Genomic DNA, 13,346 nt, shown 5'->3' with positions numbered 1-13,346 from the left:
CCGCACACCCCGGTGTGGCACAGGCCGTCGTGGTCGTGCGGGAGGGGACGGGCGGCGCCCGGAAGCTCGTGGCGTACGTCGTGCGCGTCGCCGAGGGCGGCATCGCGGGCACCGGCGACATCGACTTCCACGTCGGGGTGTCCGCCGCGGAGCTGCGCCGGTTCGTGGCGGACCGGCTGCCGGAGTTCATGGTCCCGGCGGCATACGTTCTCCTCGACCGGCTGCCGCTGGCGCGCAACGGCAAGCTCGACCTGTCGGCGCTGCCGGAGCCCGAGTTCGCCACCGACGCCTACCGGGCACCCCGGTCCCCGCAGGAACAGGTCCTCGCGGACGTGTACGCCGAGGTCCTCGGCCTGGACCGGGTCGGCGTCGACGACGACTTCTTCGCCTCCGGCGGCGACAGCATCCGCTCCATCCAGGTGGTCTCGCGCGCCCGCACGCGGGGTGTGGAGGTCACCGCACGCCAGATCTTCCAGCACCGGACGGTGGCCGAACTGGCCCGGCCGGCGCGCGCCGAGCGGAGCGACGACGCCCGGGGCGCGGTCCTCGACGAGCTCGACGGCGGCGGCACAGGACCGCTGCCGCTCCCGCCCATCGCGCGGTACATCCGCGAGCGAGGCGGCGACACCGACCGGTTCTCCATGTCGGTCCTGCTCGAGCTGCCCGAGGGCATCGACCGGGCCGGGCTGCTCGCCACCCTGGACGCGGTCGTCGACCGCCACGACGTGCTGCGCGCACGGCTGGTGACCGACGACGGCGGAGGGCTGCTCGTGGGCGCCCCGGGCTCGGTGGACACGGAGGCGCTGCTGCGCCGCGTGGACTGCGGGCCGGAGCGCGCCGCGGACGACGGACCGTGGGGCGAGACGAGGCGGCAGGCGGTGGCGGCCGAGCGGGCCGCCGCGACGGACCTGCTCGATCCGGCGGCCGGGGTGATGGCCCGGTTCGTCTGGTTCGACCCGGGACCGGCCGGGGGCGCGGGGCGGCTTCTGGTCGTACTGCACCACCTGGTGGTGGACGGGGTGTCGTGGCGCATCCTGCTGCCGGACCTCGCAGCCGCCTGGAGCGCGGTACGCGCGGGCCGGGCGCCGGAGCTGCCCGCGGTGGGCACGTCGTTCCGGCGGTGGACGCACGCCCTCGTCACGGAGGCCCACAGCGAGCGCAGGGCGGCCGAGCTGCCCCGGTGGCTCGCTCTCGTGGACGGGCCCGACCCGGCGCTCGGCGCCCGCAGGTTCGACCCCGCGGTGGACGTCCGCTCCACGGTGGACACCGTGCGCCTGCGGCTGCCCGCGGCGGTCACCGAAGCGCTCCTGACGGCCGTGCCCACGGCCTTCCGCTGCGGGGTCAACGACGGCCTGCTCACCGGCCTCGCCCTCGCCGTCGCCCGCTGGCGCCGCGCCCAGGGAGCCGACGCACACTCGCTCCTCGTCGGCCTCGAAGGCCACGGACGCGCGGAAGCGGCGATTCCGGGAGCCGACCTGTCGCGCACGGTGGGCTGGTTCACCAGCATGTACCCCGTCCGCCTGGACGTGACCGGATGCGACGTGGACGAGGCCTTCGCAGGCGGTGCCGCCGCGGGCAGGGCGGTCAAGGCGGTCAAGGAACAGCTCCTGGCCGTGCCCGACGACGGCATCGGCTACGGGCTGCTGCGCGAGCTCAACTCGCAAGCCGCCGCCGTGCTCCGCGCACACCCCACCGGCCAGATCGGCTTCAACTACCTGGGCCGGTTCACCCCCACCGACATGCCGGAACAGCAGCGCGGCCTCGGCTTCACCCAGGTCACCGGCCTGGGCGAGCCGACAGGTGAGATGGCCGGAGACATGCCCGCGCTCACCGCGCTGCAGATCAACTCGATGGTCGTCGACACCCCGCACGGGCCGTGCCTCGACGCGGAGTTCGAGTTCGCCACCGGCACGGTGTCCCGCGCGCAGGTACAGGAGCTCGCGGATCTGTGGGCCGCCGCCCTCGACGGCCTCGCCCGCCACGCCGACCTGCCGGACGCGGGCGGGCTCACGCCGTCGGACGTGCCGCTGGTGCCCGTCGGCCAGCGCGACATCGAAGCGTGGGAGCGCCGCTACCCGGGGCTCGCGGAGGTGTGGCCGCTCACCCCGCTCCAGTCAGGGTTGCTGTTCCACGCGCTGTACGCCGACGGGGAGCCGGACGCGTACCACGTGCAGTTCGTCCTGCATCTGCGCGGGCGGGTGGAGGCCGCGCGGATGCGGGCGGCCGGGCAGGCGCTCCTGGACCGGTACGCGAACCTGCGGACGGCCTTCGTCGCGGACGCCGACGGGGACTCGGTGCAGGTCGTGGTGGACGGCGTGAAGCTGCCGTGGCGAGAGATCGACCTGGCCGGAGAAGCGGGAGAAGCGGGAGAAGCGGGAGAGGCGAGCGGCGGGGACACCGAGCGGAGTGCGGCCTTCGAGGCCTTCCTGACCGAGGACCTGCGGAACCACTTCGACGTGGCGAAGCCGCCACTGCTGCGCATGGCCTTGGTGAAGCGGGGCCCCGAGCGCTTCGAGCTGGTCCTGACCGCCCATCACCTGCTGTTCGACGGCTGGTCGCTGCCGGTGCTCACCCAGGATCTGCTGCGGCTGTACGGGGCCGGGGGCGACGCCTCCGCGCTGCCGGGGGCGCCGCGGTACCGGGACTTCCTGACGTGGCTGGCCGGGCAGGACCAGGAGGCGGCGGCAAACGCGTGGGCCGCGGAGCTGGCGGGGGTGACGGAGCCGACGCTTCTTGCCCCCGTGGTGGCGGCCGGGTCGGGCGCGGCGGAGCCGGATCCCGGTTCGGCGCGGACGGAGCCCGAGGCCGAAGGGTTCGGCCAGGTCGAGGTGCCCGTCCCGGTGGAGCTGGCCCGCGGTCTGTCCGCGCGGGCCGCCGAGTCGGGCGTCACCTTGAACACCGTGGTCCAGGGCGCCTGGGCGCTGCTGGTCGGCGGCCTGACGGGCCGGGACGACGTGGTGTTCGGCGCCACGGTGTCCGGCCGCCCGCCCGCGGTGCCCGACGTCGACGCGATGGTCGGCATGTTCATCAACACGCTGCCGGTGCGGGTGCGATGCAGGCCCGGACAGAGCCTCGCGCAGGTCCTCACCGACCTCCAGGAACGCCAGGTGGCGCTGCTCGACCACCACCACTACGGCCTCGCCGAGATCCACCGGGCCACCGGTACGAGCGTGCTGTTCGACAGCCTCGTCGCCTTCGAGTCGTATCCGGTGGACCGGGTGGGCTTCGGCGAGGCGACCGCGGCCGCGGGGGTCGAGGTCACCGGCATCCGCCCGCTGTCCGGCGCGCACTACCCGCTCACCGTGCTGGCCTCGGCCGACCCCCACCTGCGGCTGAGGCTGCAACACCAGCGGAACGTGCTCGACGCCGCCACGGTCCGGGCATCGCGGACCGGTTCCAGCGCGTCCTCGCCCGACTCGCCGCCGGCACCGATGTGCCGGTGAGCACGGTGGAGGTACTGGCCCCCGAGGAGCGGGAGCGGGTGCTGCGCACGCTCAACGCCACGGACGCGGCCGTGCCGGACGCGACGATTCCGGGACTCTTCGAGCGGCAGGCTGCGCGGACCCCGGACGCGGTCGCGGTGGTGTGCGGCGACGTCGCCCACACCTACGCCGATCTCGATGCCCGCAGCAACCGCCTGGCACGGGCACTGGCCGGGCGCGGCGTCGGCCCGGAGACCCTGGTGGCCCTGGCGCTGCCGCGCACCGCGAACCTCGTCGTCGGCGTCCTGGGCATCCTGAAGGCGGGCGGCGCGTATCTGCCGATCGACCCGGACCACCCGGGCACCCGCCTCGGCCACATCCTGGCCGACGCCGCTCCGCGCTTGCTGCTCACCGACGCCGACACCCTCCGGAAGCTGCCCGAGACGGCTGCCCCGGTTCTCCTCCTCGACGAGGCGGACCGCGAAGTCGACGAGGCGGACGCGGAAGTCGACGAGGCAGACCTCGAAGCCGCCTTCGGCGGGCCGCGGCCGCTCGCCGGCCCGCGCCCGGAGCACCTGGCCTACGTGATCTACACGTCCGGCTCCACCGGCCGTCCCAAGGGCGTGGCCCTCACCCACGCCAACGTCGTCAACGGCCTGGACAGCCTGGTCCAGCGCGTCGGCCTCGCGCCCGGTCGGCGGATGCTCAGCGGTACCTCCATCGGCTTCGACGTCGCCGCCTTCGAACTGTTCGCCACGCTCACCACCGGCGGGTGCGTCGAGATCGTCCGCGACGTCCTGGCCCTGGCCGAACGCGACAGCTGGGACCTGGACGTCATCAGCTCGGTGCCCTCCGCCTTCGCCGAACTCGTCGACGAGCTCGGCCACCGCGTCAGCCCCACCACACTGGTCTTCGCCGGTGAGGCGCTGCCCGCGTCCCTCGTGGCCCGCGCCCGCGCGGCCATCCCGGGCGTACGGGTCGTCAACGCCTACGGCCAGACCGAGTCGTTCTACGCGACGACCTTCTCGGTGGGCCCAGACGCGGCGCAGTGGGACGGCTCCGGCAGCGCCCCGATCGGCACCCCGCTCGGCAACATGCGCGCCTACGTCCTCGGCCCCGGCCTGGCCCCGCTGGCCGAAGGCGCCGTCGGCGAGCTGTACGTGGCGGGCGCCGTCAGCCGCGGCTATTTCGGCCGCCCGGACCTGACCGCCGACCGCTTCGTGGCGGACCCCTTCGGCCCGGCCGGAGCACGGATGTACCGCACGGGCGACCTGGCCCGCTGGAACACCCGCGGCGAACTGGAGTACCTCGGCCGCGCCGACGACCAGGTCAAGATCCGCGGCCATCGCGTCGAACCCGGCGAGATCCAAGCCGCCCTCACCACCCACCCGCACGTCGACCAGGCAGCCGTAGTGGCCCAAGGCGCCACCGCGACACGCCGGTTGATCGCCTACGTCGTCCCTTCCGGCGGCGTCGGCGGTGACAGCGGTGCCGAGCTGGACCTCGCCGGGCTGCGGGCGTTCGCCGCCGAGCTGCTGCCGGAGTACATGGTCCCCACCGCCTTCGTCTCCCTCGACCGCCTGCCGCTGTCCCCCCACGGCAAGCTCGACCGCACGGCGCTGCCCAGCCCCGAACTCACCGCCACCACCGCCTACCGGGCACCGGGCACCTCCCAGGAGGAGGTGCTGTGCCGGCTGTTCGCCGAGGTGCTCGGGGTCGCCGGCGTCGGGGCCGACGACGGCTTCTTCGACCTGGGCGGGCATTCGCTGCTGGCCACCCGCCTGGTGAACCGGATGCGTGCGGTGCTGGGCGTGGACGTCCCGATCCGGGCGGTCTTCGAGGCGCCCACCCCGGCGCGCCTCGCCGAGCGCGCCCGCACGCAGCGGCGGTCGTCGCGCCCGGCGCTGCGCCGGGCCGAGGTACGGCCCGAGCGGGTGCCGCTGTCCTTCGCCCAGCAGCGCGTGAAGTTCCTCGACGAGCTGGAGCCGCTGCCGACGTACCACCTGCCGCTCGTGGTCCGGCTCCGCGGGGAGCTGGACGCGGCCGCGCTGGCGTCGGCCGTACGGGACGTCGTGGCGCGGCACGAGAGCCTGCGCACCCTGTTCGTCGCCGATGCCCAGGGCGCCACGGCACAGGTCGTCGTACCGGCGGAGGCCGTCGTCCTCGACGTACCCGTGCGGGACGTCGCTCCGGACGCGGTGACCGCCACGGTGTCCAGCGAGGTGAGCCGCGCCTTCGACCTGTCGGCGGAGCTTCCGGTGCGGGCCCGCATACTGCGCTGCGGGCCCGACGAGCACGTCCTGTTGCTGCTGATGCACCACATCGCGGCCGACGGCGAATCCATGGGACCACTGGCCCGCGACCTGGCCACGGCCTACTCCGCCCGGCGACGCGGCGCGTCGCCGCAGTGGGGCGGACCGCCCGTGCGGTACACCGACTACACCCTCTGGCAGCGGGAGCTGCTCGGCGACGAGGACGACCCCGAAAGCCTCCTGGCGTCCCATCTGGCGTACTGGCGGCAGGAGTTGGACGGCGTGCCGCAGCCCCTGCGACTCCCGCTCGACCGGCCGCGTCCCCCCGTGGCCGGCCACCGGGGCGACACCGTCACCTTCACCCTCGACGCCGACGTCCTGACCGCGGTCGAGGAGGTGGCACGCGCACAGGGCGCCACGGTACCGATGGTGCTCCAGTCCGCCCTCGCGGTGCTGCTGCACCTCATGGGCGGCGGCGACGATCTCCCCATCGGGTCGCCCATCGCCGGACGCACCGACGACGGCCTGGCGGAGCTGGTGGGCTTCTTCGTCAACACCTGGGTGCTGCGGGCCGACCTGTCGGCGGACCCGTCGTTCGAGGAGCTGATCCGGCAGGTGCGGGACAAGGCCCTGAACGCCTACGACCGTCAGGACCTGCCCTTCGAGCGGCTCGTGGAAGCACTGAACCCCGAACGGTCCACCGCCCACCACCCGCTGTTCCAGGTGGTGTTCTTCTGGCAGAAGAGCATCGGCGACCTCGAACTGGACGACGTGAAGGCCACGGAGGAACCGGTCGAGACCGGCACCGCGAAGTTCGACCTGCTCTTCCAGGTCGAAGAGCCCACCCAGGAGAGACGACGGGCCGGGCAGGGGCTCTCCGGGCTCGTCGAGTACGCCACCGACCTGTTCGACCGCGGCACGGTCACGGCGCTGGCCGACCGGTTCGCGCGCCTCGTACGGGAACTGGCGACGCGCCCGCGGACGCGGCTGCACGCCGTGGATGCGCTGACGCCCGCCGAGCGGGACCTGCTGCGCGACGTCAACGACACCGCCGCGCCCACACCGCCGGTGACGATCTCCGCGCTCTTCGAGCGGCGGGCCGCCGAGGCGCCGGACGCCGTCGCGCTGGTGCGGGGCGCCACATCGCTGACGTACCGGGAGCTGAACGCGCGCGCCAACCGGCTCGCCCGCGCCCTGGTGCGGCGCGGCGTGGGCCGCGAGTCGCCCGTGGCCGTGGCCGTGCCCCGGTCGCCGGAGCACGTGGTGACGGTCCTGGCCGTGCTGAAGGCCGGGGGCGTGTACGTGCCGCTGGCGCACGACGACCCGGCGCAGCGCCTGGAGTCGATGCTGCGCGACGCCCGCCCGGCGCTCCTGGTGACCACCTCCGGCGTCGCGGCCGACCTGCCCGAGACCGGCTGCCCACGGCTGATCCTGGACGACCCGGCCACCGCCGCGGCCGTGTCCGGCGAACCGGAGAACGACCTGCCGGACGCCGGACGGCCGGACCGCCTCGCGTACGTCATCTACACCTCGGGGTCGACCGGGATGCCCAAGGGCACCGGGGTCAGCCACCGCGCCGTGGTGGACTTCGCTGCGGACCGGGACTGGGCGGGCGGCGCCCACGAACGGGTGCTCCTGCACTCGGCATCGACGTTCGACAACTCCAGCTACGAGATGTGGGTGCCGCTCCTGGGCGGTGGCACCGTCGTGATGGCCCCGCCCGGGAAGCTCGGCGTCGACACGTACGCCGCGCTCATCGCGGAGCACCGGGTGACCGGGGTGAGCATGACCGCGGGGCTCTTCAACGTGATCGCCGAGGAGCGCCCGGAGACCTTCGCAGGCGTGCGCGAGGCGCTGACCTGCGGTGAAGCGGCGTCCCCCGAGGCGGTGGCGCGTGTGCTGCGCGCCTGTCCGGGGACCACCGTCGTCAACGGGTACGGGCCGACGGAGGTGACGGTGTTCGCCGCCTGCCACCGGATCGCCGCCGCCGAGCAGGTCGGTGCGGCGGTCCCCATAGGCCGGCCGACGGAGAACACGCGGGCCCACGTCCTCGACGGCCTGCTGCGTCCCGTCCCGCCGGGCGTGGAGGGCGAGTTGTACCTGGCGGGCTCGGGCCTGGCGCGCGGCTACGAAAACCGGCCGGGAACCACCGCGGAGCGGTTCGTGGCCTGCCCGTTCGGCGCGCCCGGCGACCGCATGTACCGGACCGGAGACGTCGTGGCCTGGACGGAGGACGGGGAGTTGGTGTTCAAGGCACGCGTCGACGACCAGGTGAAGGTCCGCGGCTTCCGCGTCGAGCCCGGCGAGGTGGAGACCGCCCTCATGGCGCATCCGGGCGTGGGCAGGGCGGCCGTGGTCGCGCGGGAGGCTCCCGGGGCACCGGAGGACAGCAACTGGTCGCCTACGTGGTTCCGGCAGCGGGCACCGGGGGCGGGGAGGCCGACAGCGCGGCAACTTCCGGAGACGGAGCCGCCGAGGCTCCCGCGCCCGAGGAACTGCGCGCCCACGTGGCGCGGCGTGTGCCGCCCTACATGGTTCCCGCCGCCTTCGTCACGCTCGACGCCTTCCCGCTCACCGGCCACGGCAAGGTCGACCGCCGCGCCCTGCCGCACCCGCCGAGCCCGGAGGTCCGGCACGGGGCCGCACTGGCGCGGCCGCGGACGGCCACGGAGCGGGCGGTCGCCGCGATCTGGGCCGAGCTGCTCGGCCGGGACGAGATCGACGTGCACGAGAAGTTCTTCGAGGCCGGCGGGACCTCCCTCTCCCTGCTCACGCTGAGCCGCCGCCTGAGCGGACTCGGCCCGCGCAAGGTGCCCTTGGGCGCCCTCTTCGAGCACACCACGATCGAGGCGATGGCCCGCCTGGTCGAGGACCGGACCGACCGCGACACCACACACGAAACGGGGTACGAGCTGTGACGCACCCGAGCCACCCCCGGACTCCGTCCGGGGATGCCCCCACCGGCCGGGAAGCCGCCGCGGTCACCAGAGTGGCCCTCGCCCGCCACCTGGCCCAGGCGTTCACCGAACCCGCCACCGACGGGAGCCGCTGAATGCCTCCCGTGACGGCCATCAAGGCCATGGCCACCTACCAGCCCGACACCGTCCTGCCCGTGGCCGAACTGCCGGGACTCGCCGGTCTCGACGAGGGCGAGCGGGAGACCTGCGCACGGCTCGGCATCGACGAGGTCCGCGCGGACGACTCCCTGACCGCCTTCGACCTCGCGGCCCGCGCCGCGAGCCGGGCCCTGGCAGACGCCCACCTCGACGCGCACGACCTCGACGCGCTCATCCTCATCGACGGCCGCGCCCCCGAGACGCTGATGACGTCGTCGGCCACCCGGCTCCAGGCCCTGCTCGGGGCGGACCGCGCGCTGACGTTCTCGGTGGGCGGCCTCGGCTGCGTCTCCCTCACCCCGGCGCTGCTCGCGGCGCGCGGGCTGCTGGCCGCCGACGGCGACCTGGAGCACGTCCTGGTCGTCCACGGCAGCAAGCCGCCCACCCCGCTGCGCTACCGGCACCCGGTGACGGTCAGCGGCGACGGCGGCGCCGCCGCGGTGATCTCACGCGGCGGCCCCGTCCGTGTCCTCGACATCGTCCAGGAGACCAACGGCGACCACTGGGACCTGTTCCGCGTCGACTACCGCGACCGGCCCACCGACCAGTGGCGCGAGGAATGCCGCGACATCCCCTCGTACTCCTTCCAACTCGCCGTGGAGACCCGCAACCGGCTGCGCGACCTGCACCGGCGCCTCCTCGACCGCAACCACCTCGCACCGCAGGACATCTCCTGTCACCTCAGCCACAACCTGTCCGAGGGCGCCTTCCGCTTCACCGAGGAGGCCCTCGGCATCAAGATCAGCACGTCGTGCTTCGACAACCTCCGGCAGTACGGCCACCTCGGCCCCAACGACGTGCTGCTGAACCTGCGCACGGAGCTCGACCGCGGCGGCCTCGAGGACGGGCAGTACGCGGTACTGCTCAGCGCGAGCCCCGTCGCCGCGTGGAGCCTGCTGCTCGTACAGATCGGCGACGGCACCGCCGCGCCGCACTACTTGTAAGCACGTTCGGTTACCTGTAAGCACACTCGGTTACGATGGAAAGTGGGATACGAGCTGTGACGCGCTCTGATCACGAGGCCGTGGCGATCGTCGGGGTGGCGCTCGCGTTGCCGGACGCCGGTGACCTGGACACCCTGCACGAGAACCTGGCCGACAGGCGCGTCAGCGTGCGTCCACCGGCCAGGGACAGGATCCACCACGCCGGAGCGTCCGCCGACGCCGACTACGTCACCCTGGGGTATCTGGACCGCATCGACCTGTTCGATCACCGGTTCTTCGGCCTGTCGCTGCGGGAAGCGGAGTTGATGGACCCGCACCAGCGGATCGCCCTCCAGCTGGCCCACCGCGCCATCGAGAACGCCGGCTACGCCCCGGCGGCGCTGCGCGGCTCGAACACCGCCGTCGTCCTCAGCGCGCCCACACCCGGCTACGCCAGCCTGTACGCGGACGATGACCCGCAGCAGCTCCTCGGCTCCCTGCCGTCCGCCACGGCCGCACGCATTTCCTACGTCTTCGACTTCACCGGTCCCACGACGGTGGTGGACACCGCGTGCAGCGGCAGTCTCACCGCCCTCGCCACGGCCGTGGAGAACCTGCGCGGCGGACGGGCGGACCTCGCGGTCGCGGGCGGCCTGAACGTCTTCTCGGTACCGGTGACCCGGCAGGCCCACGAGCCTCTGCCGGGCCTGGAGTCGCCGGACGCCGTCTGCCGCCCGTTCGACGCCGAGGCGAACGGCACGGCGGCCGGCGAGGGCGGCGGGCTCGTGCTGCTCAAGCGGCTGTCCGACGCGCTGTCCGACGGGGACCACATCCACGGGGTGCTGACCGGCATCGCCGTCAACCACAACGGGTTCCGGGCGACGAACATGAGCGCGCCCAGCGCGTACGGCCAGGCCGAGGCGATCGTGGAGGCGTGGCGGCAGGCCGGCGCCGACGCGATCGACCTCGTCGAGTGCCACGGGTCGGCCACTCCGCTCGGCGACGTGGTGGAGGCCAACGGTCTGCAGCTCGCGTTCGCGGAGGCGGGCTTCGCCGGACCCTGCGGAATCGGTGGGATCAAAGGCAACGTCGGCCATCTCGACCAGGCCTCGGGCATGGCGGGCCTGTTCAAGGTCCTTGCCGGTCTGCGGCACGGGGTGCGGTATCCGAATCCGAACTTCCGGTCGCCGAACCCGCTGGTCGATGTGTCCGGTCCGATTCAGGTGGAGACGGCGGTCGCGCCGTGGGCGCCGCCGTCGGGTGTCCGACGGGCGGGCCTGAGTTCGTTCGGGCTCACCGGCACCAACGTCCACGCGGTGATCGAGCAGCCCCCGAACGGCCGCGCCGCGGTGGACGACGCGACCAGTGAACTGGTCACCCTCTCGGCGAAGTCGGCGTCCGCGCTGTCCGCCTCCGCCGCACGTGTCGCCGACTTCCTCGAGCAGACGGATCAGCCGCTGGCCGCCGTCGCGCACGTCCTCAACCGGGGCCGCGACGACCACTCGTTCCGATGGGCCGGGGTCGCCCAGGACACCGGGGAACTGGCCGCGTCGCTGCGCAAGACCGATGGCGCCACGGCACCCCGTTCCGCCAAGGTCGTGCTGCTGTTCTCCGGCGACGGCGAGCTGGGCGACGCCACGTGGAACCGGCTGTCCGAGTCGTTCGAGGGGCTCGACGGTGTCGGCGGGACCGGTTCGGCGGGCGAGCGGTTGGCCGCCCGGTTGTGTGCCGCGTACGAGCTGGTGCGGTCGCTGGGCGTGAGCGAACTCCAGATGGTGGGCTCGGGCGTGGGCAACCTCGCGGTTCGGCGGCTGCGCGGCCAGGACGTGGACGCCCGCGACGCGCCGATCACCGACGAGGTGAACGAAGCGGGCCTGCGGCGGGCGGTGGCGGAGTTCGCCGACCAGGGCGCGGTCATGGTGGAACTGGGCGCCGATGGCACCTTGTCACGGGCGATCACACGCGTGGCCCCCGAGCTCCCGGTGGTCCGGATGTTCTCCGATCCGTCCCGGGACGGGGTGCTCCGGGCGCTGGCCGAGCTGTACGCGCTGGGCGTGGACATCGAGTGGGACCGGTTCTACGCGGGGCGGCACCTCCCGCGGATCGAGGTGCCGACCTATCCGTTCGAGGAGGTCTCGTGCTGGTGCCTGCCGCCGGGCGGCCCCGCACCGGCGGTGGAACACGGCGGCACCCGTGAATCCGTTCCCGCACTCTCGGCCCGCGCGCCCGAACTGGAGATCGCGGACGTGTGGCGGCAGGTGCTGAACGCCCAGGACGTGAGCCCGGACGCGAACTACTTCGAACTGGGTGGCACGTCGATCGCCGGCATCTCGGTGATACGGGAGGTCGAGCGGCGGTTCGGGGTGCACCTGACCTTCGCGGACCTGTACCGATGTCCGACCATCCGCGAGCTGGCGGCACTGGTCGAATCGGCCCGGGTGGCGCCCGCGACGGACAGCTGGACGATCCCGGTGATACCGCGCGGCGGCCGGTTGCCGCTGTCCTTCAACCAGGAACAGCTGTGGTATCTCGACAAGCTCAACCCGAACAGCCCGCTCTACAACCTCCCGGCCAGGGCGCGCTACAGCGGCCCGTTCGACCTCGAAGCGTTCCGGGGCGCACTCGGCGACCTGATGCGGCGGCACGAGATCCTGCGTTCCCGGATCCTCGACGAGGACGGCGCACCGTACGCGCTCGCGGACCTGACGGAACCGGAGGTGGAGGTCCTCGACCTCGGCGGGCGGCCGGACACGGAACTGGCCCGGGTGATCGAGGAAACCCAGACCCGGCCGTTCGACCTGACCACGGGCCACTGCTCCGCACCACGGTCGTCCGGCTCGCCGACGACGAACACATGGTGCTCTACACCTGGCACCACATCATCTTCGACGGCTGGGTGCCGGCCATCTTCTTCCGTGAGATCGCGGAACTCTATACGGCCCGACGCGAGGGCCGGACGCCGGACCTGCCCGAACTTCCCATCCAGTACGCGGACTACGCCGCCTGGCAGCGGTCCTGGCTCGACGACGACCGGATGGCGCGCGGCCTGGAGTTCTGGCGCGGCGAGCTGCGTGATCTGACCCCTTCGGAACTGCCGCTCGACCGCCCGCGACCCATGGCCCAGTCCTACGTCGGAGACCTGCTGACGTTCGAGCTCCCTCCGGACGTCGTGCGGGACCTGCGCGCGTTCAGCGTGCGGGAGAACGTGACGACGTTCGTCACCATGCTGGCCGTGGTCGACGCGCTGCTGCACCTGTGGGCCGGGCAGCGGGACGTGGTGGTCGGTGTGGCGACCTCCGGCCGGACGAACCCCGCCACCCACGGGCTGATCGGATACTTCAACAACGTCCTGCCCTTCAGGACCCCGGTCGCACCGGGATCGAGCTTCCGCGACCTCGTGCACCGGTGCATGACCACCGTCACCGGCGTCCTCGACCACGAGGAGATGCCGTTCGGGAAGCTCGTCGCCGCGCTGGGCGGCCACCGTGACCCGTCGAGGCACCCGATGTTCACCGTGGCGTACACGCACCAGAACAACGAGGCGCCCACCGAGGAACTCGCCGGGATGACGGTGACCCACGACCCCGACGACATCGCCGGGATCGCCCCGGCACGGCCAAGTGCGACCTGACC

The 13,346-nt window shown here is 73.3% G+C and carries 4 protein-coding genes and 3 pseudogenes; all 7 read left to right on the top strand.

Annotated elements, in window-relative coordinates; all coding sequences use genetic code 11:
• Nucleotides 1-14 precede the first annotated feature (14 nt).
• The 7 genes and pseudogenes from Q3Y56_RS33280 to Q3Y56_RS00615 all read left to right on the top strand — a co-directional run bounded on the left by Q3Y56_RS33280 (nt 15) and on the right by Q3Y56_RS00615 (nt 13,344).
• Entirely contained in the window at nt 15-3,443 is a 3,429-nt protein-coding gene (locus tag Q3Y56_RS33280) for a condensation domain-containing protein (protein ID WP_369696839.1), read from the top strand.
• Nucleotides 3,434-7,969: pseudogene (locus tag Q3Y56_RS00640) on the top strand (amino acid adenylation domain-containing protein); the annotation flags it as partial. The gene Q3Y56_RS33280 and the pseudogene Q3Y56_RS00640, both read left to right, overlap by 10 nt.
• Before the next feature lie 110 nt (nt 7,970-8,079).
• A pseudogene (locus tag Q3Y56_RS00635) lies at nt 8,080-8,202 on the top strand (hypothetical protein); the annotation flags it as partial.
• A 195-nt stretch (nt 8,203-8,397) separates the two neighbouring features.
• A complete protein-coding gene (locus Q3Y56_RS00630; protein WP_304465423.1) occupies nt 8,398-8,592 on the top strand; it encodes a phosphopantetheine-binding protein in 195 nt (64 codons plus the stop codon).
• A complete protein-coding gene (locus Q3Y56_RS00625; RefSeq protein ID WP_304460045.1) occupies nt 8,589-8,726 on the top strand; it encodes a hypothetical protein in 138 nt (45 codons plus the stop codon). The genes Q3Y56_RS00630 and Q3Y56_RS00625 overlap by 4 nt, the downstream gene beginning before the upstream one ends.
• Before the next feature lie 9 nt (nt 8,727-8,735).
• Nucleotides 8,736-9,734 carry a 3-oxoacyl-[acyl-carrier-protein] synthase III C-terminal domain-containing protein gene (locus Q3Y56_RS00620; protein ID WP_304460044.1) on the top strand — a complete coding sequence of 333 codons (999 nt, stop codon included), beginning with the start codon at nt 8,736-8,738 and terminating at the stop codon, nt 9,732-9,734.
• 35 nt (nt 9,735-9,769) lie between these two features.
• Nucleotides 9,770-13,344 (top strand): annotated as a pseudogene (locus Q3Y56_RS00615) (condensation domain-containing protein).
• Nucleotides 13,345-13,346: the final 2 nt, after the last annotated feature.

Source organism: Streptomyces sp. XD-27, from assembly GCF_030553055.1.
GTDB lineage: Bacteria > Actinomycetota > Actinomycetes > Streptomycetales > Streptomycetaceae > Streptomyces.
This window is presented reverse-complemented; position numbering and strand designations above follow the sequence as displayed.